This is a genomic window from Nitrospira sp. MA-1 (assembly GCA_032139905.1).
GTDB lineage: Bacteria > Nitrospirota > Nitrospiria > Nitrospirales > UBA8639 > Nitrospira_E.
In genome coordinates this window covers 617,705-637,984 of the sequence record JAQJDB010000006.1, presented here as the reverse complement: position 1 = coordinate 637,984, position 20,280 = coordinate 617,705, and the positions used below count along the sequence as shown (strand labels likewise).

Below are 20,280 nucleotides of genomic sequence, written 5' to 3'. Positions count from 1 at the left end.
GATGATTCAGATTGATTACGGTTGTAAATGATTAGGATGCTTATCGCACTCAGGAACGGTTTGATTCCGTTGTCGCCACGTCTCTATAAGCATCGAAATCCAAATTCCCAAAAATCCACCCATTGCCGCACCCGAGGCTGCGCCAACCGTCACAGCCTCGGTTCCACTCACTCCTAATGTCAACAAACCACCTAAAATGGTTCCGATAAAAATACTCAAAAAAAATCCTCGTCCGCCTACCAAGCCCACTCCGGCCCCAAGAATGGCTCCCAATGCTAACGCAACAGGAAGCCACCCATCTCCCATGAAGACCCCGATCAAGAGGCCCACTGTCCCTAATCCCAGGACTCCAAGGAGGACATCAAAAATTTTAGCTGGAGTTATCTTCACTTTTCACTCTTCATTCACGCACAAGCTCACCTTTGGATGATTCAGCCTGAACCTGAATGGACCCAAAGTCCACTTCCACTCCCGGCCCTCCTAACAAAGAAATACCCCAGGCATGTGGAGCCGGCTCATGATCATGAATCCTCAGAAAATCTTCATATACATTAACCCGCTCCTCAACCCACGTCCCAAGGGATTCAGTCCCACTACGAATGACAATTTCCGTGGAGCTAAACATGCCACCCTCTTTGACTGACCCTACCGGAAGCGTTGCACTCCACACATATTTCGTATTCACGGGAATAAACATCAAGTCAACATCCAATGACGGGTAGATTGCGGCCAGGAAATCGGCGTTATCGGGAACCGTCTGAATCCGCCAACGCCAGGTCAGAATAGGGTGCTGCTTCGGGTCCCACGTCATGTGCTTGGTATAAACTCGTTGATTGGCGTCTTTTGCCGAAAGGAAAAAAGTCCCATCCTCTTCCTGAATCGTATAGGTTTCATGGGCAGTGACCGTACTCCGCTGCGCTTCCCATCCCACGGGAAATCCTTTAGCATCAGGATGCTGAAAATCCTCCAACACCATCGAACTACTGGAAGACCCTGTGTTCGAAACCTCTTGGGCCCATGCGGCACCACTTCCATATACTAAAATACTCACGATTAAACAGGCCAAAAAAGAAGACCTTGCACGGACTCGCTTCACATTTCCTAAATTATTGTATTGCCCATGATAAACTTTCATTATGCGGATTCCTCTTCTGAAATAACCTGAATCACCGGAGAAGGCCTTGCAAATTCAGCCGTTCGCCGCTCTACCACTTGTTGATCCCGTCGGCTAAGCCAAAACACGAAAAAGACTGAAGACCAAAAAACAATCATATTGAGGGTGACCATTTTTGCTGCAAATCCCAGAGAAGGGGTAAATGCCCACGAGGATTGATCCGGCATTATTTCGGAAATATGCCACTCCAATCGGCCAACGGACCGTATATACCCCATCAACCCCATTACCCAGGTAAAGGCGGCAGCCACAACAAACAATGCCACAATCCCACGCGGGGTAATTCGTCCCCAATGCACAGGCCCGTTCATGTGAGCGCCACGCAATAACAACCGATTCAACAATAACCCACCAACCACTAGAGTCGCGGTCGTCATCCCTTGAGGGTAAGAAAGGCCCACGCGGACATTTGCCGGAATATAAAATCCGTAAATAGCCAACCACACAATATTGGCAATCCCCATGAGGAACAACCCCACAAGAAAAATATTTCCCTTGGATGCCCACGGTACTGTCATCACATAATTGGCTCGCCGATACAGAATGTAACTCAGTGCGGTTAAACAGATCATGACATTAACCGCACCATTCTTTGCGGACATGACCCCATAATTCCCAAGCACCGGATGCTGTTGCCCGCCCATGGCTTTCATCTCACTCCCACTCATCGCAATGGTGTGCGGGGTAAACCACACGAGAAAACACACCATCAATGTAAAGAGAATGGCCTTAAAATGTGGATGAAAGCGCTCACCACCCTGAAGGCGGGCCAATGATTGCCAGATGTAATAATTAATTCCCAAAAACAAGACACCAACCATAATAGCTTGAAGCACAAACAGCCACGACAACATTCCCCCCATCATGGCCATGCCCATAGTTTGCCGAAACTCAAACACAGAGCGCATCAACCAGTAGCCTGCAAGTGGCATGGGCAGGAGCGCACAGACCACAACCACAATAAAGACATGCCCAACCCAATCATAATACGCCCGATCCTCAGGGGTTTTTGCCATGAAATACCGGTAGGTCGCATAGGCGACGACCACGGCGCCACCTGACATAATATCCGCCAAAAAGCGATGCGTGTTCAGTGGATTCCATAATGGAGAATGCAAAAGATGCCACACATTTCCTAAAAAGTGCCCTTCGGCATCAACTCCGGCTGGTGCCATCATAAACGAAGCCCATGAATTGGCTAACAACAGTAAAACCACTCCGGTTGCGTTTGAAAGAACTCCAAGAGTCATATGGACCCACTTTGCCGCCGGAGTCTTGAGAAAATCCCAGGTGTAATAATAGAGGGCCAACAGGAATGCTTCACTCACAAACACCGTGGCATACACCGGCATGACGGGCTTAAACGTCGACCCCATGTAACTCATAAACCCAGGGTAAAGAGTCACAAAGGTTATGAGCATGAGACAGCCTAATAAAGCGGTAATGGACAAGGACAACAGGGCCACGCGCAAAATATCACGAGCCAGTCCATCGAACTTCTGTTGGGATGCCGGCTGCTTTCGAGTAATTCCTATGAATTCCAATAATAGACAAAATAGGGGAATTGATAAGACAAATCCCCCAAAGTAGGTGTGTTGCTGAGTCACAAACCAGACCACCAACCGGTTATCCACGAGAGGATAAGCTGAATAATCCTGGTGGGTCTCCGCGACAGATGGACCCTCAATCGTTCCGGGAGTTTTGTAGAAAATATCCTGGCTTGCCTGCCCATCAGTTGCCGGTAAGGAATAAGCATCCATACCCAACGCAATTCCGGACTGCATGAGAAAGATGAACAGCACACTCAATAATGGTTTGAAAAGATTTTTCAATTTAATTCACCAAATTGCCATGCCCGACTTTGGCATCAGCGAGGGAAGGAAGAGGTTCTGAGGATTTAGAATTTTGGAGTATCCCCATCACAAAGGGACACCGTTGTATGGATTCAGGAATGCCGACAAGCTGTTCTTCATAGGATTTGCGCCAACCAAGAAAGAGGGTATACAGCGCCATCACCATGGCGGTACAGGCGGCTATCCCCATAAATCCTACTTGGGAAATCTGCTCCACCCGCAAGACAAAGGCGGCCATCCCCATGAGAACCAGAAAATACGTCGCTGAAAAGGTCAGATTTGGCCACATCCAAAACCAAAGGGATGACAGCCAGGTTCGTGGCCTACTTCCCTGTGTATTTTGAGCATATAACGATTCCCCGCTGAAAAACGTCTTCATTCCGATGGAGGCGATCATAACGGGAACAAGCAATGATTGAAGGATGGGTTGCAGTTCAATCGGCCCCACAGTGAACAGGAGCCACGAACCGGCTATCCCTATCATGGTTGCCAACGCGCTCCATTTCACAATGTTTCCTATTTCCTGCGGAATCCATTTTCGTAATGCCTCTCCGTCAGGAAAGGTTGGGACGACAACCCCTTGTTGCCTCATCCGTTGCACATGCCCGATTTCAAAGGCATCCCGGGTGACAGACGTGCATGAAATGATGGTTGCCATCATGGCTGGACCTTCCGGATGGAGCAAAAAATCATAGGCCACAAAAACTTGAAGAATCGCCAAAACCAAAAGGGATAATTGAATCCCATAGACTAGACCAATCCATCCCACCAACCAGACCCACTGCTTTACCCCGTCTTCGCGCCAGGATTCCATGAGAGAGACTCCACGTCCCTGTCGATAGGACCAGATGGCGGTAAGCATACAAATACAGCCGGTGAATGCCAGAAGCACCAACGGATCGGCAAACGGCAAGACAGGCTTGAGAAGGTGATAGATCCCAAAGGCCACTAAGCCGGGAGCCAGCATCACCAAACGTTTCCGCTTGCGAACGGGTTGATCCGTTACTAAGGCATTCAATTGCGGAAGAACACGAAGGGAAAGTCGATGCAACATATCGTTACTCGCTTTAAAGAGATTTCCAGAGATTAATCGTTTTCGCTAATTCGCTCACAAGGCGTTTCATCCGCGCCCTGCCGCCATACCAAAATAACGGGCTTTCACCTCTTCCATGAGTGCAACCGTGACCGCAGGCATCCCGCGATCCAAAGCTGTACGCTCCAATTCAATTCTCGCCATTGCCCGAATTCCTGACGGAACATTATTGATACGGCGCTCTGCGTCCGGGCTCCACTCTACCATCCCCTTATTCCGCGCCGACCCAACTCGGGAAACCGTCACAACCCTTTGCCCCCTGGTAGAGGCAAACTCCTCCACCTCTTCCCGAACAAGGGGAAGTAAATAGGGAGGAAGCCGGCTCAACTGATATAAAGCCTCATCTGACCATAAAGTGTGAGGGACCATAGAATCCAATTCCTTGGCACTTCCTTCGGCCCCGAGAGAAAATTCACACCGATCGCAATGAAATTTGGCAAACACAGAATCGGAGGGCAACTCTTCAATATCCATGAGCCGCAAGAAATAATCACAACCGCATTGCATGAACAGCCTACCCAATTTTTCCTGGATAGAGGATGTAGAGCATCGTGTAGGTGAACGTTCCCGTTACGAACAAGACACAGTAAATCACCATGGTGAATCGTCCAAGCACTCGATGCCGTCTGGCCCCATTTGGCCAAATCCGCTGGATAGATATTTCAATGCCAAACACCAATGCAATGAGAAGAATAAGACCAAGATACACACTGAATTTTCCCATGGAAAATCCAGAGGTCATGACCCGTGACAGGAAAAATAGGAGGACAATGGTGGTCACCCCTCCCAGGATCATCGCAATACGTCTCCCGGAAGTCTTTAATATCGCATCCTTCAAAACCCGCTTCCCTTCCACGAAAGTCTGTGACCGGAACCCCAACACCATCATATAAATGGCCATCACGAGGCCGATCACGACCAGGAGAATATGAAGGGTCAAGACAGGGACAAACACCTGGTCATATAACCATTGAGGTCCGCCAAAGCCTTCCTTTCCCTCAAAAGCCAGGACACCCAGACTGCGAAACAAATAATAGCTGATAAAGAAGGCGAGCATGGCAATCATCCCACCGAACATCAGCCAATGGTGCCGATCATTGTTGTGCTGCCTCGCCTGAATCCATCCGACAATAAACAATGCCGTAAAGAACGTCGCCATGAGTTGGCTCACATCCGCTCCAACCGTGGCATGGGTGCCGAAAAATCCGGGTTCTCTCAGCCATACCGCCATTTCATCCATAATTTTGTGCCATGCCCTTCTGTTATTTGGTGCCTTGAATCATGGCACGCGGTTCTAATTCTTCCACGATTCGAAACCCGGCTTGATCCATCCATTGGCGACTTTCCTGAATCGTAAAGCATTCGCCACATTCGGTATTCACCAGGATATGAACAGCAAAGGCTGTCGTCCAAGCAGGACTCGTTTTGGTCTGATCCAAAAACCGGTCTTTAATGATCAGTCTTCCACCCTCACTCAGACAGGCATAGACTTTTTTCACCAATTCCGCATTGGTTTTGCCATCCTGATAATGAAGAATATCCGACATGAGGGCAAGATCATACGATCCCTGAAATGCATCAACATGAAAGTTGCCGCTTTGCAAGTGAATACGATCCGCTAATCCCGCACGCTCGACATGTTGTTTAGTTACCTTCAGTGTTTGTGGAAGATCGAAAACCGTGGCGGACAATCCGGGATGTTCCAGGCAAAAGGCAATGGCATTGGTTCCTGCCCCACCGCCAACATCCAGCATTCGCACCGCTCCATGAATGGGGACACTTTTCGCCAATCCCTGCCCGCTTCCCTGCCCGATCCGATCCAAGACGGTAAGCACATGGGCCCCCAATTCCGGGTTGGTTTCAAACACATGTTGGGTTACCGGTGACCGTCCGGTTCTTACTGTCTGTTCTAGCTGTCCCCAATGACTCCACTCCGCATCATGCAACAGTAATAAATGCCCTACATACTCTGAGCTTGATTGCACCAAATGTCGTTCAGCCACAGGAGTATTGGCATACAACTTCTCTTCTTTCGTTAACACACGCATCGCCACTAAGGCGTTCATCACCAACTCCAAGGCCCGTGGATTGAGCTTCAGAGAATCGGCAACCTCATTAACCGTGAGCGACTGTCCCTTGAGTGCGGTAAAAAGATCCAGCTTCACAGCGGTAAGGAGAATTTTGGTTTCCCAGTAGTAGCCTATCTGAAAAATATCTGCGAGAGATGATTCACGAATCACATGGGGCCTCAAACTCAACTGGCAACATGAAAAATCATTTTCGATGTCGATCTTAACGGGGTCATTTTGCGAGGTCAAATGCTGCACGATCAGAAAAATCGTCTAAGGTTCTCACAAAAAACAAGGGCAACTAGCCCGTGGCTAGTTGCCCTTGACAGAAGAGCTATGCCTCAATCGAAAGAGACTTATTTAATCTCGAAATTCGCTTCGACGGTTCCCCCGTCCTTCACATCCACATCGGCTTCCACTTCCCCGGCAATAGGATGCCAGGCCTTCACTTTGTGCTTACCAGCAGGCACGTCCTTGATTTCAAAGGTTCCGTCGGCACCGGCCACACTATAATGCGCATTGGTCACCGGCAAATACCAGCCCTGCATAAATTCATGTTGGTCACATTGCAACCGCAACACAGACCCCTTTTTCGACATTTTTAATTTGACGCTTTTTTCTAAAGAATCACCTTTTTTGGCCAGACCGATATTGAACTCGGTGCTGGACTTGGCACCTAATTGATCAAAGCTATGAGGATTGTGCAACACACCTTCCGCCGACTTAGGGTCGCTGGGATCGGCATCATTATTGACTACCTTAAACAGTCCTTTACTGACGGCCACACCGGTATATGGCTTAAACTCACACAATTCAGCCTCCACCAATTGCGGAGCTTCCTTGTCGGCTTTGCCTAAGAATGCTTTGTCTTGAATATCCGTAACCGCCACCACCGCATTCTTTAAACCCTTGCTTCCATCTACTTCTACTTCCTTCAGCAATCGAGTCTCTCCATCCGCACTTTTGCTCTCATTTTTTTTGCAAAACTCCACATTGGGAAATTTTGAGAAGGCAAATTCTTTCGGTGGGGGTACTTCTCCGGCAAACGTGACTTTCCCTTTAATAGTTCCCCCCGCCTGGGCGACTAATGGGGCAGCAATAAGCATGCAGCCCACTAAAAAAGACATAGTTAAAGACTGACGGTTCCTCATGATTCTTCCTCCTAGTTAAGAATGAAATTGAGTTGACGTGGGAAAACAACCTAACTTGATGAGATCAACCCCTTTTACCCCGGCCAGGTATAAAAAAGCTGATCTTGAAATGGATCGTCCGACAGCACCCACTTCCGTATATATCAGGAATAAAAAAAACGTGTCAAGAAACCCAACAAGAACTAGGTCCTTTGTGCTAACCATTAGGCCTTTTAGTTCGCGGAAACTTGAAAAGTTTGAACAGACAATATTTTCCCTAAAAATCAATGGTATGGTAACCGGGCACCTGAACACACTCGCATCATTTTTGTACAGGGTCCCTGAGTAGGGCCACCATGTCGGCCACACTCTTTTTCATGTCCTCTGCATGAAAGACCGGAGCCGAACACATCCGGTCAGTACAGACAAACGCGACAGGTCGTTCCTCATAGGGAAAAATAATGTCACCCCATTTCGGCGGTCCCTCCTTGGAGTCAAAACTTTTCACAATTTTTCCAGGGCAAAACATTCGCTGACCTTCCACCAATAGGGTTTTGGTCATGGCATCGTCAAAATCTCCTACCACCGCAATATGAATAGGGATCCGAAACCATTGATCGATAGCCAATCCGGACAATGCGAGGGGGAGTGGCTCCCGGGACATGACCATGGCCTGCAAGGCATTCTCAGCCAGAAAACGATATGGTTGCTTCCCCGTCAGATGAAAAAGATCGAGGTACCAAATGGCGGCTTGAAGATTTCCCTTCACCGGTTTAGCTGGGAACTTCAGAAGACCTAATTTACCAGACGTCTGTGGATGATCAAAAAATCCCCCATTCTCCGAATCGTGCAATAACCGCCGGCTTACATCGGCGAGGGCTTCAGCCTTTTGTAAATACTGAGATTGCCCTGTCACTTTAAAGGCCTCAAGTAACGCTTGACCAAAGAGCACATGATCAGACAATAAACCGTAAAGGCTTGGAACCCCTCCCGTCTCAACATGAGCAAGCCCCTTTTCCATGTCAAAACGCTTCTCATACAATCGGCTCAACATCTGAAGAGCCATGTTCCCTATTTCGAATTTTTCCAATACCAATGAGGCATGCAAATAGGCCCAAGCCATCAATGCATTACTCCCCGTAAAAACTCGTTGGTCCACATATGGGATACCGACGGCCAATCGTTTGCTCTCATTGAGAGAATAGTACTCGGCTCCAGGCATGAAAGCTTCCCCTTCAGTTCCCAGAACGTCGGCATCTTGGCTTTCATACAATAACCCCGTTTGCGAATCGGTTAAAAACCGCGAAACATATTCAATGAGCGCCAGGGCGACGCGTTTAAATTGAAGATCCCCGGTGAGTTGGAAGGCTTCAACATAGTTGCGAAGATTCAGAGCTTGAATCGACAACATCTTTTCAAAATGCGGTTGACTCCAATCTGCTTGTTCGGCATAGCGGTAAAATCCTCCCCAAACCGGATCAAGTAAGCGCACTTGTCTTTTTAAGGTATCCAATCCTATCTTGAGTAGCTCAGGATCCTCCTCAAAGAAGCCATAGGCAAAAACCATTTGGATGGCTTCCGGTTCGAAGAATTTAGGGGCATCCCGAAACCCTCCATTGACAGCGTCAAATTGAGCTCTCATCATAGCCACACTTTGCTTTGCCATAGACGCCTGAAGCTCATTCCCTCTGGAAGAATCGTTCTTCACCTTCTCGTTTACCCGCTCCCATAAATGAGAGGCCTGCTTGAGCAACTCACCTTTGTCGGCGACATAAATAGACTGCACCTCAAGGAGCATGGTTTCCATTTCCTCAGAACCCAAGGCGTTCGCCTGAAAAAGAATTTCTCCGGTCGGCAGAAGGACGTTGGTCGTCGGCCACCCTCCCGCTCGATAACGAGCATCCAAATCTGGGCGCTGATCCGTATCGACCCGAACAGGAATAAATTTGGTGTTGAGCAACTGTACGATACGAGGGTTAGCGTAAGTCGTCTGATCCATCACATGGCAGGCATGACACCATACGGCGGTTAGATCCAAAATAATTAATTTGTCTTCGGCTTGCGCACGTTCGAACGCTTCATTTCCCCATTCATGCCATTGAATAATTGGATGGTCGATAGACTCACTATGAGGCCGTATTTCAGCATGAACGGGACTGACGAGAAGCCATGCACCGAATCCGGCCAGCATCCATAATCTGCAACCTCCCTGGATACGGCATAAGTCATTCCGCACCTCAGTCACCGAGACGAATGCGAACTTGATGATCGTGCGCCAGAATTGGCCCAAAGGGGTGCATTTCCCAATGAACCGCACAAGTTGGAGGAACATGTGAACACCCTTTATCTGGTCGTACCTGTCCATCTTCAGGAAGACCGCTTATAGGGCAACAACCAAACTGGTTAAATACCGATCTCCTTATCCAAAATCCTCACAATGGCGGCGGCGGCGGTCACCCGCACCGCTTCATCAGTATCTCGAAGTGTGCGCTTCAAAGTCGGTAAGAGAGTGCGGTCGCCAATACGACCCAGTGCGCGCGAAGCCCCAATTCTGGGACGAGGCAACGGATCATTGAGAGCCAACATGAGAGCATTGAGGACATCCTGACCTTTCCCATTTCCAAGCGCCTTGACTGCACCGGACCGTATGGCCGGATTTTGGTCATTGAGAAGATGCTGGACGGTATTCCTAACTACTGAATAAGGCGCTCCTGACTTTAGCAATGACGCCACGGCCGCCGCCTGCACACCGGAATTGGAATCGGCCAAGGCTCTGGTTAACGGTGTTAACACTTGATGTTGTTCGTAATACCCCATGCTAAAAGCCGCCACACTCCGTACCGCAGGAATACGATCAAACAACATTGCTTTCAAAGTCGGTAGGGATTCAGGAGCCTTCAATTTCCCTAGGGATGCAATAGCCGCGGCACGGATCGAAGGCTGTGAGTCAGAAATAGTTTTTTCCAATATTGGTATTGCCCGACGATCCCCTAATTCGCCAAAGGCACGGATAGCTGCCCCCCGTTCATACCCTTCCTCGCTTTTCGCACCTTGCTCCAAACGAGCCCAATATTGCTTGTGACCTAACTGATATAATGCTCTTGCTGCGGCAATTTGGACAAGATGCTGCTCATCGTTTAACGATGGTTCAATCAATGGCACCAGACTCACGTCTCCAGATTGTCCAAGTCCACCCAGAACGGTTGCCCGTACCAAACCGGCCTCGTCGTTCAATGCCTCACGAAACACCTTGGAACGCAGTCCGGCTTTTCTTTGCCCTAAAGCTTCTGCCACCAATGTTCTCACCATGCCGTTTTCATCAGTTAAGCCTTTTTCCAAATATTCCACGGCATTATCAGATTCGATTTCCTTTAACGCGGTATAGGCGGCCCCTCGCATTTGCTCCCGCATATCGGAACGGAGAGGCAATATACTGGCAATGGCCATCTGCCGTAGCAAAGGCTCATCTTCCCGCTTGGTTACGCCAACCTCTTTATCATAGGTTTCAATGGCTTCAGGAGTTTTTCCCAGGTTAGCCAAGGCAAGAATGTACAGGCGAGAAACTTGCGAGGGGGAAGAGAACTCTTTTTCTAATGGCTTAACGAGGTCAACGACCTGCTGAAAAAGACCCTGCTCATAGGCTTTTTGCACCTGAACAACCGTTTCCTCCTGTGCCTCTTCCGCCCAAACCGAACCTGAGAAAATCCACAGGACTCCCAGAAAAAACATTGCATTATAACGATTCATCCTTTTTTATTTACCCCCATCTGCTAGCCACATCATATGTCTACCCCCTCGGAATCGGGGCTTCCTGAGCCTCAATAATTCGATAGCCTAATGGTGCTTCAAAGTAATAATCTGGTTGCGAAGAAAGCACCACATGATGATATTCCACAAACCAGTCCCGATCCTGGCTTAAGAGTTTCAAGAGAACCTCCCGTTGAAGATCCACCCATTCGAAAAATCGTTCGAGTTGGCCAAAACGATCTTTGACCTCCACGTCATAGAGCAGGGCAGGTTGATCCCCTACCACGGATTCCCCAATAACCGTTCGATTCGTCTCTCCCTCCAACCGGATAGAAAATGGTAACAAATAATCCAAAATTAAGGGAACGCTTAAGATCATTCGCCGTTGCGACAACATATACCAGGTTTTTTGTTTATCCAATCGAATAATGAGAACGCCCGCATAGCCTAACCCTGTTCGTATTCCCCCTGCCGGCTCAATGCGATAGCGATCCTTTTTCGCAAACAACTGGGCTTTGGCGATATGGCCTCCCGTCTTCCAGATGAGTCTTGCGGAGAATTCCCTGGGTATGTGGTCAGAGATGTTGGGAGAGTCGGCGAAGGCCCAACCGGGCGGGAACCAAGCCACCATTCCAAAAATGGCACAACCCACCACGCCCGCCAATTTCTTATCACAAATTCGGGAGAAAAGAAGGAAAACGTCTATCCATTTCATGGTCTTTGGTGTTCAACCAAAGGCTCTATTAGAACAGGGTGGCCCAGAGCAGCGGCAGAAAATCGAGGCGGGGTCCTGATGGTATGTGCCGTCCAACGGCCTACGGGAGATTCCAAGGAAAAATCCCTTCTCACGGTTTGATTCGGTTCCACGGAAAATTCATAAACCTGCTCATGCTTCACACTTGGATGCCATGCACGAATGCGATAACTTCCAGGCGGGAGTGATGAAATAACATACTCTCCCCTTTCATTGGTAAAGTTGAAATAGGGATTATCCACCGCAATCCCCCAGCTTTCCATGTAGGCATGAAACCCGCACTGCATCACAAAGGTTTTACGTCCCTTGCTCAGTTGAAATTGATGGACCAAGGATTTCCCCGGCAGATGCTCATGTGTCGCATGAATATCTTCACGTTGATGCCGGGGATTAAAGGGCAGAGGAGAATTAAATAACACCCGTGTACCTTGGCTCAACGACGTCTCATAGGCTTGAATATCATGCATGACCGGATCCATATTCACCACTTCAATCCCATGCTCATCACGAACAACCGTCGTAAATGGGAGAAATTGACAGTCGCGAGCTTCCACCTTCGGAATAGAAAGGGAAAACGGTTTCCCGGCATTTACACCTTCAATTACAATCACGACCCCTTGAAGTTGATTGTGATCATTCACCACAAAGTCCTTAAGGAGTCGCCAACCCTGGCCATCAGAAATGCGGCCGCAATACTCTGGATCAGGGAACGTCACCAGGTTGTACGCTTTAGGAGAAGGCGGAATGCCCTTGAGAGTCACCGTGCCGACAATGGTGGCCCCATCCGTTACGTCAATCACTTCATAACCGAAAGCGGTCGAACTGGTGATCCAGAGCAAGCCTATTATCACGACAATTTCCATCACTCGCTTCTGTTTCATGCTCACCCCTTCTCTCAGGGAACTTGTCGTCGTAACGACGGGATAATCTCAACGCCCTCTCCAAGCATCTCCAGCCCAAAATGCGGATTTTCCTGCATTTCATGCACGCTTCGCCGTCCCTGGGGAGACTCATATTGAAAGTCTAATGTCAGCGTTTTTCCCGATTCCACCCGGACTGTTTTTTCTAAATAGGTTTTCATACCAGGATGCCAAACAGCCACCTCATATTCTCCTGCTGGAATATCGCTAATTTCGTAGGCTCCATCCTCTTTGGAAATCGAATAATAGGGATTTTCCACCACTAATCCCCAAGAAAACATATAGGGATGAAATCCACATTGCATAACAAACACATCACGGCCCTTTCGCAAATGAATTTTTTCAATCATCGGTTTTCCGGGAAGATGGGTATGGACATTTTCCCCAAACATACCAACTACATTGTGAAAGGGGTTCATGGGCAACGGACGATTAAACAAGACCCTGGCCCCTCGTTCTCTTGCCGTTTCATATCCCTGGATATCATGTTCTACCGGATCCATATTAATCACGGTGATTTCATCCTGGTCCTTTAAGACATTGACAAATGGCAAAAAATCGCAATCAATCGCCTCAACCTCGACCTTTGGCAAAGAAAACGGTTTGCCTTTGTCTACCCCTTTTACCATCACCACCGCATCCTTAAGCGATCCCTGAGGCCCAATAATAAAATCCTCAACAATGCGCCACCCAGTTCCGGTAGAAATTCTTCCACAATATACGGCATCCGGGATCGTGACGAGATTAAACGCCATCGGTCTTGGGGGTTCACCAAGTAAACGGACATGCCCTTGAATTGCCCCTCCATTGCTGACCTGGCTCTCTTGATAGGCCCACCCCATGGATGACACCATCATCAGGAAGATCACGACCACCAAAACTCTCATCATCATTCCAACGCCCTCCTTCTCATCACTGCCGGCCCAAAAATATCAATGTGTTATATCTGCCTTCTTCCCAAAAACCCAATAATCAGGAAGTACTCCCGGTCACATACGACAAGACACTCGAGCATTAAAATATCCTTGCGAGCATCTCATAGTGATTGGTAACTTTCTTTGGTGAGCCACTCCTCTCATATCACCCTATCACATTCGAATCACCAGAAATTCAGATTTAAACCTTTTGCGAACTCAAACCCTCTGAAATTAGGACCGTCCCCTGCGTTTAGTAAGAAGTATTGAAAAATACATCAATAATCTTTATGAGATGAAATGGAGAGCAACTCAGCAACGAGAACGCATCCATTTCTCACCATTAGGGAGTGGAAATCGAATGAGTGAGGTCATTCTTCAATCCAGCAGCACACCGAAAGCCCAGCCAGTTGGCCTGTGCCTCAGGAGCTTTTCCATTGCGCTGGGCTGTCCGCACAGTCGGAGTACTATCCATCCAGCCACCGCCACGAAATACCCGATGTTCACCGGTCGACGGGCCTTGCGGATTCCGGTCAGGAGCCGTCTGATAATATTCCGGATCGTACCAATCGTTCACCCATTCTGCGACATTCCCTGCCATTTGAAAAACGTTATAAGGACTGACCCCGATTTCATACTTATCAACGGAGATTATAGGTGGATAAAGAAGCAGCCGTTCAGGTCGATCACGAACTGGGCCGGAAATGCCCGATCTCCCAAAATTTGCTCGCGTAAGCCCTGCCGGGGTATTTCCCCATGGATAAATTCGTGCGTCCGTTCCTCTGGCAGCTTTTTCCCACTCCGCTTCCGTAGGCAGCCGCTTTCCTGCCCACCGGCAATAGGCATCGGCTTCAAACCACGAGACATGCATCACGGGATGATGGGCCATACTCTCCTGAAAGTTTCCTCCGTCGAACTTCCAATCCGGTAATGGCGGACGACCCGTGTCCACGACAAAACGCAAATACTCCAAAGCCGTGACTTCATAGGCATCAATCTCAAAGGCATCCAGGTACACCTGGCGTTGGGGCATCTCAGGCCGGTAGGCCTTCCGATCAATTTTTTTATTACTCCCCATCGTAAACCATCCGGCTGGAATTACCACTCTCTTTTCTTTAGTCGGCCATTGGGCTCGCTGTAAAGCCAATTTCTTACCAGCTTCAGTCCATTCCGGTCGTATGTCTGACACGTCCAACGCCCATGTCATCATCACCGATATCAAAGTAAACCCGATCACCAACAAACCGGTCGCAACAAGACGTTTCTTACTTTGTCTTCCACGCATAAACCCCTCCAAATTAATCCGATGACTAAGACGCCACTGATGGAAAAATTGGAGAATTCACCACCCCAAGGCCGAATTCGGATGACTTCATTTCGCCCGGAAAAGAAGGCATTCGCTGGGAACCCCAATATTTTTATGTCAGTATGGTCATTTAATTGAGCAAATCGTAGCTTCACCTTTCGACGAGGTCAAGGCATTTGCCAAAAGCCATAATTGGCTTAAAAAAAACCATTAGAATTAATAATCCGAGATTCGCTTAAATGAGGGATACTTCTTGTAGAAATATCATAACAGCTTACCTAACGGCATTTTCAATTTGGCTTAAATTAAAACTTTGATCCGTTTCGTTTCACAACCGATAAAAGAAATCCAATACAAATATAAAAAAATGGGGGATCCTTGCGAATCCCCCATTCTTAAAACCTTAATGATGAAGTTGGTTATTTGGCTGCCACCGGCAACACCCTTCCAGTCTCCACCGCGTCGATCGAAGCTTGCTTGATCTCACTCGCTCCTCTTTCCAGAGGCAGGATCCGTTGGTCATTTTTCGGGAGTACCCTTAAATAGCCCCACTGACCTGATTGCGAGTAAGGGAGCCGCTGATTATTCCAGACATAATCCGCGGGAAGCATATCACGTCCACCAGCGGACGGGATAAATACATCGATCGTTTCTGAACCGGCGAACTCCACCACACTGATTTCGTCGGCTCCCGGCATGAATGGTTCGATCGGCCATTCATGTTTTTCCACACTAAACATCCCGTTTTGCTCACTGCTGGCACCGAACACATGAATCCTCACGGGGTCGCCAGCATGCGCCTGGATAAGCGGTGTAACCGGATCTTGTGGATTTTCAACCTCACAAGGCTGAAACATGCGTCCAAGCGTACAACCAGCCTCTTCTCTGTGAAGATAAGGTTCGGATCGATAATTGACACCGGTGAGACCGGCTACATTCTGAACATATGGCATAAAGCTGGTGCCGATAATGTTGTCTTCATCTTGAAAGAGTAAAGCCACATCACGGTAATTTTTGCGGTTTTCTTGACCTGGAATGGTCTTATCGACAATCACATCCGCTTCCCAGCTATTTTTTAAGGAAATGTCCGCACCAGTCTTCGGATCACGGTATTGCGACCCTTTAGGCCCGATGATGACCGCCCCGAACAAACCGTTTCGTGGGTTTAACATCACATTTCCCCAGTCCCATACCAGGGAAGAAATCTCTCCGTTAAAAGGATCTGCATAATAGGTATAGGTCTTTGACTCTCCTGGGGCAATCGTTTGATCCCCTTTGTTATTACCGACATTTGCCCCCAATGAATCTTGGGGATTAAAGGCCAATGATATTGCCGAGAAGGAAGCCCGGCTCTCCTTCATTTTATTTTTGAGATTAACTTTAATGCAATCTCCCACGTTTGCTCGAATAGTCAATGGCATCGGGTGATAATCCCCTGCCACTTTAGTGACCTCATCCTCAAGGACGTAGATCTTGCCCTCAGGATTTCTCAGCTCAATGGTCCTCTCAAAGTCAATCTCAATGGATTCCGGAGCACTGGGATTAAAACTCATCCCTGGAAAGTCCATCGCGACCACATTAAATGATTTCACCGGAGCCTCTTCAGGACAAACAGGAAGGGGCTTGGGAATCTCATTTCGACCTGAATACCCGGCTGGGAGCGGCTTCAGGTCTGGCGTCTCCTTATCCAAGACCCTCAGGATTCCCCAACCTCCCTCGGAAAACTTTGAAGACCGTCCATTAAAATGAATATAGTCCCCAGGCTGCAGACGAGGACCCCCTGCCTTTGGAACCACTAAATCATATCGCTCAGCGATCCCAATATGCATGGAATTTTTCCTATTGGCATCACCGGCATATCGCTCACTCAAAAACGTATGCCCTGATATTGTCCAGGTCATCGTTTCATTCATGAGGGTATGCAAAAGACGGATCACCACAGTATCACCCAGGTACGCACGCAATAATGGCGTATCCGGATCACCATGCTCGGCACTACTGAATATTTTTGAGGCATCTGGATTAACGGCTAAACGTTGAGCGATAGGTTCCGCCCTGAAATTCAGACCGCTTCCCGTTGTATGTGTCCCTCCGTTGAGGAAGGGCATTGGGGTCATAAGAATTTTTTCCGGCATCATAAATGACACTGTTTTACCGGCTTCCAACGCTACCTCGACCGGCTGCCCTGGCGGGTTGCCAGCGGTCACAATATTGACCGTATGAGGAACCGTATCATGAACTTGGACCACCATTTCCCGGAAGCTATTATCTACACCATAGCCAACCGGTTCAACGGTATGGATATCCGCAATTGGACCGCTCCTGACCAGTTTCCCGGTCTTAGGATCATGATAGGTTGATCCAACTGGTTCCACGACTAAGGTGCCGAATCCACCATGAGGCCAAGTAGTGGCCCCGAAGGCATGATCATGCCAAAACACGGTTCCCACGTCAGCATCAGCCCAAAGGCGTGACCGCACAAATTCCACCGTCACGATATCCCCGACGGGATGATCATGCTTCAGGGGTCGAACAAAGGTAATGGTGTCGCCCTTAATAGATTTGATGCGACGAATCTCGTTGCCCTTGACATTATCGGCACCAACCAACAATTCCGTATTGACATGGTATTGCGCCGCATTTTTGACCTTAATGCTGGAATCGCCTTTTTTTGCCTTTGCCGTAAAGACTGTATTCATCGGCACAGGAAGACCCTTCTTGGTCTTTTTCTCCAGCATTGTAAACGGACGGACAGACTGTTCATATGAAAAACCGGTGATCACTCCATCCGATGCCTGGTTGTCGAATTGGAGAAAATGAGGATGAATATTAATTTTGGAGGATTGGAAGTTTGTAAAGTCGTCATCCAACCATTCGCTGGTCAACGTATAGTCAATACAATCATAAATGTTGGCACGAAACACCAACGGTAATTTTTTGTCGTTATTTTTTCGTGTTTCCTCCTCCTCTTCATGGAGGACATAAATTAACCCGTAGGGGTCAATGACAGGAGCTTCCTTACCCTGAGGGCCGGCCATTTCAATTGGAGTATTGATGAAATGAATATTGTAATACTTTCGTCCGGCATTCTCCGGACACAAACTCCATCGGCCGTTTTCTCCCGGTTGGGCTGGCTCAGAAGTTCGTAGACCATTTTCATCCTGATGAATCATTTCCAACCATGGGGCTGGATTGTGATTTGGTGGGAACATGACCCGTTTTCCGAAATGTGGCGTCAGATGCGGCCATGACACCTTTCCGGTTCTCGACTCAAACAGAATTGGTCGACGTTTCCCAGGTGTTGGAGAATGGTACTTGGGATTCTCAATTGTGCTTTCTTTCTCAGACATGGCTTTATTACCATCCCATGCCCAATCCAGTACCGTCGCATCATAAGAAATAATCTGACCCTTTTCGTCATCTTTATGACCAGGCTTCCCTTGGGCCGGCAACTGAATTTCCACCCATTCTTTAATATTGATGACCGCTGGGTTCGATTTCCAATCGCTCTTTCCTTTTTCCACGATGGTGAATTTTTTCCCAAACCAATCGACCGTTTTTCCAATCAATTGATCAGAAGTGACACCCGCCTTCATCCGACCTTTTCTATCGGGCAACTCTCTGAGGTTTGGCATGACATCCGTGCGGTTGTCATCTGTCTGCATGGTGTTATATACACGCCAATACCCCCACATTCCCGCAACGTAATGATGGGCCACATGGCAATGAAACAGAAAGTCCCCTGCCAATTGTTGGCATAAGCCTGACCCACATTCCGTCTCCAAATCCAAAGCTTCTGATGGTCCGATTACTTCCACATCAACCCTGTCGGTTTTAGTCCTGATGACCGGATATTTGACGGGACCGTTTTTCGCGGCATGCCATAGTGGCATTTCGTCAATGGCCCGCGGGCTTCTCGGCCATCGGATCGTCCCACCATGTGGATGGTGGGAATGGAATACCTCAGACCCTCCGTGAACTAGTCTGAACTTGGCAGGATCGCCGAGATAGGATCGAGGAATCGTCGTTGGTGCATCACCAAAAGTGTAAGAACTATAGCCCATCGATTCATCTTCAAAACCGAAATATTCGTGCTGCACATGCATGTTGTTAATGCCAAACGGCTCACTTCGATAATTGAGAGCTCGAGCCCCTGGCCGATAGGCATCGGTAAGAGGATCCCGTTGTGGCAAGAAATCACCATGTTTATTTACCGGACGAAACGCTTCGTCACCAACCTCATGGTAAATCAACACAAACTCACGAAAATCAGGCCCCGTTCCATTTTTGATAATGGCCTGCCATCCGCTGGCCATAGGTGTTGGGTCCCCGTTTCCTAACGGATCCAAATATTCGGAACCGTGTGGTTCAACCACAAAGGTCCCCATGAGACCCATAACCGTTAATTCGCGATCATTACTAAATGTATGAAATTGTCGGCCACCCTCCTGGGTGTCTGGATGGATATACCATTCCATCTCTACGACTTGCCCTTCTTCAGCCACGGTGTCACGATTGGTTGTCGTAGCAGGCTGTCCGGTTTTGCTGATAACCATATTCGAGCCATGAATGTGGAGACTGGCCTCCTCACCAAACTCGAGTTGATTCCGGAGAGTGAATTTCACACAATCGCCTTGATTTCCTCTGATCACAAGAGGTTGAATCCATTGGTTCTGAAGACCGTTTGTCACCGCGCCGGGGTCACCATGACCATCCACCTCTCTCGCTTCCGCATTCTTGGTTTCCTCTTCGCGTACCTTATCGATATTCTCCGTCAGGACATACATGTAGCCCGGATAGTAATCAAGCCATTGGTTGAGGGTAATCTCGGCATTGATGGCGGAAATGTCATATTCCCTGACAGGGGCAGTTGATGGACAATTTCCACCACTCGCCGCAACAGGTTCCACATTCCGATCGGATGCCAAAAGTAAATCCTGGCCTCCTGCGCCATATTGATGCATGTTGGTCATCGTATTATAAAAACCGGTCGCTGTATGGTCGGCATGTTGGGCACCGGATTCGTTTTCCATTCTCAACATGATCCGATCATGTTGGCGTTCTACCATGGCGGCCCGGTTCGGACGACCTTCCTGGGTGTCCTCCATGATTGTCTGCCCCTTTAACCGCTCTGCCCATCCAGGTGATTCTTGATGAACCATTCCCGTGCTGTGCATAACTTTATCCTGGATTTCTTCGGCCAGGAGCGTTCCCCCTGACAAAAAACTTGTTCCCCCGACTAACAATCCAATGGAAAGTGTGGTGATGGCTTTCCTAGATTTCACGTGAAACATGGACCGGCCTCCTTAATGTGAAATAA

General features: G+C 48.4%; 15 protein-coding genes. All 15 read right to left on the bottom strand.

The genetic code is table 11. From position 1 onward, the window contains the following. Positions 1-15: 15 nt before the first annotated feature. The 15 genes from PJI16_10355 to PJI16_10285 all read right to left on the bottom strand — a co-directional run bounded on the left by PJI16_10355 (position 16) and on the right by PJI16_10285 (position 20,254). Positions 16-390, bottom strand: coding sequence for a hypothetical protein (locus PJI16_10355; GenBank protein ID MDT3777958.1), 375 nt, complete (start codon positions 388-390; stop codon positions 16-18). Between the two features lie 10 nt (positions 391-400). After that, complete coding sequence (locus PJI16_10350) at positions 401-1,135, bottom strand: DUF3047 domain-containing protein (protein ID MDT3777957.1); 735 nt, start codon at positions 1,133-1,135, stop codon at positions 401-403. Next, a complete protein-coding gene (locus PJI16_10345) occupies positions 1,135-3,006 on the bottom strand; it encodes a cytochrome ubiquinol oxidase subunit I (protein ID MDT3777956.1) in 1,872 nt (623 codons plus the stop codon). Before PJI16_10345 ends, PJI16_10350 begins: the two co-directional genes overlap by 1 nt. A 1-nt stretch (position 3,007) precedes the next feature. Then, the gene (locus PJI16_10340) at positions 3,008-4,081 is read right to left on the bottom strand and encodes a hypothetical protein (protein ID MDT3777955.1); all 1,074 of its coding nucleotides are present in this window, start codon (positions 4,079-4,081) and stop codon (positions 3,008-3,010) included. A gap of 66 nt (positions 4,082-4,147) precedes the next feature. After that, positions 4,148-4,627 carry a PCP reductase family protein gene (locus PJI16_10335; protein MDT3777954.1) on the bottom strand — a complete coding sequence of 160 codons (480 nt, stop codon included), beginning with the start codon at positions 4,625-4,627 and terminating at the stop codon, positions 4,148-4,150. 7 nt (positions 4,628-4,634) lie between these two features. Further along, entirely contained in the window at positions 4,635-5,360 is a 726-nt protein-coding gene (locus PJI16_10330) for a DUF420 domain-containing protein (protein MDT3777953.1), read from the bottom strand. Between the two features lie 22 nt (positions 5,361-5,382). Next, a complete protein-coding gene (locus PJI16_10325; protein ID MDT3777952.1) occupies positions 5,383-6,360 on the bottom strand; it encodes a methyltransferase in 978 nt (325 codons plus the stop codon). A 185-nt stretch (positions 6,361-6,545) separates the two neighbouring features. Further along, positions 6,546-7,340, bottom strand: a complete 795-nt coding sequence (locus tag PJI16_10320) for a carboxypeptidase-like regulatory domain-containing protein (protein MDT3777951.1) — start codon at positions 7,338-7,340, stop codon at positions 6,546-6,548. Positions 7,341-7,641: 301 nt separating this feature from the next. Continuing rightward, on the bottom strand, positions 7,642-9,651 hold the full coding sequence (locus PJI16_10315; protein MDT3777950.1) for a DUF255 domain-containing protein: 2,010 nt from the start codon (positions 9,649-9,651) through the stop codon (positions 7,642-7,644). Between the two features lie 71 nt (positions 9,652-9,722). Further along, positions 9,723-11,066 (bottom strand): HEAT repeat domain-containing protein, encoded by a 1,344-nt coding sequence (locus tag PJI16_10310; protein MDT3777949.1) that lies wholly within the window; start codon positions 11,064-11,066, stop codon positions 9,723-9,725. 40 nt (positions 11,067-11,106) lie between these two features. Next, the gene (locus PJI16_10305; GenBank protein ID MDT3777948.1) at positions 11,107-11,781 is read right to left on the bottom strand and encodes a hypothetical protein; all 675 of its coding nucleotides are present in this window, start codon (positions 11,779-11,781) and stop codon (positions 11,107-11,109) included. Beyond that, positions 11,778-12,701 (bottom strand): carboxypeptidase-like regulatory domain-containing protein, encoded by a 924-nt coding sequence (locus PJI16_10300; protein ID MDT3777947.1) that lies wholly within the window; start codon positions 12,699-12,701, stop codon positions 11,778-11,780. Before PJI16_10300 ends, PJI16_10305 begins: the two co-directional genes overlap by 4 nt. A gap of 14 nt (positions 12,702-12,715) precedes the next feature. After that, positions 12,716-13,633 carry a carboxypeptidase-like regulatory domain-containing protein gene (locus PJI16_10295; GenBank protein MDT3777946.1) on the bottom strand — a complete coding sequence of 306 codons (918 nt, stop codon included), beginning with the start codon at positions 13,631-13,633 and terminating at the stop codon, positions 12,716-12,718. Positions 13,634-13,997: 364 nt separating this feature from the next. After that, a complete protein-coding gene (locus PJI16_10290) occupies positions 13,998-14,939 on the bottom strand; it encodes an SUMF1/EgtB/PvdO family nonheme iron enzyme (GenBank protein MDT3777945.1) in 942 nt (313 codons plus the stop codon). Between the two features lie 440 nt (positions 14,940-15,379). Next, positions 15,380-20,254 (bottom strand): hypothetical protein, encoded by a 4,875-nt coding sequence (locus PJI16_10285; protein MDT3777944.1) that lies wholly within the window; start codon positions 20,252-20,254, stop codon positions 15,380-15,382. Positions 20,255-20,280: the final 26 nt, after the last annotated feature.

Excerpts from the sequence above, each read along its gene's own strand:
- PJI16_10350 (MDT3777957.1), bottom strand. The coding sequence starts at position 1,135 with ATGAAAGTTTATCATGGGCAATACAATAATTTAGGAAATGTGAAGCGA.
- PJI16_10310 (MDT3777949.1), bottom strand. The coding sequence starts at position 11,066 with ATGAATCGTTATAATGCAATGTTTTTTCTGGGAGTCCTGTGGATTTTC.
- PJI16_10330 (MDT3777953.1), bottom strand. The coding sequence starts at position 5,360 with ATGGATGAAATGGCGGTATGGCTGAGAGAACCCGGATTTTTCGGCACC.
- PJI16_10285 (MDT3777944.1), bottom strand. The coding sequence starts at position 20,254 with ATGTTTCACGTGAAATCTAGGAAAGCCATCACCACACTTTCCATTGGA.
- PJI16_10340 (MDT3777955.1), bottom strand. The coding sequence starts at position 4,081 with ATGTTGCATCGACTTTCCCTTCGTGTTCTTCCGCAATTGAATGCCTTA.
- PJI16_10305 (MDT3777948.1), bottom strand. The coding sequence starts at position 11,781 with ATGAAATGGATAGACGTTTTCCTTCTTTTCTCCCGAATTTGTGATAAG.
- PJI16_10315 (MDT3777950.1), bottom strand. The coding sequence starts at position 9,651 with ATGTTCCTCCAACTTGTGCGGTTCATTGGGAAATGCACCCCTTTGGGC.
- PJI16_10290 (MDT3777945.1), bottom strand. The coding sequence starts at position 14,939 with ATGCGTGGAAGACAAAGTAAGAAACGTCTTGTTGCGACCGGTTTGTTG.
- PJI16_10300 (MDT3777947.1), bottom strand. The coding sequence starts at position 12,701 with ATGAAACAGAAGCGAGTGATGGAAATTGTCGTGATAATAGGCTTGCTC.
- PJI16_10320 (MDT3777951.1), bottom strand. The coding sequence starts at position 7,340 with ATGAGGAACCGTCAGTCTTTAACTATGTCTTTTTTAGTGGGCTGCATG.
- PJI16_10295 (MDT3777946.1), bottom strand. The coding sequence starts at position 13,633 with ATGATGATGAGAGTTTTGGTGGTCGTGATCTTCCTGATGATGGTGTCA.
- PJI16_10335 (MDT3777954.1), bottom strand. The coding sequence starts at position 4,627 with ATGCAATGCGGTTGTGATTATTTCTTGCGGCTCATGGATATTGAAGAG.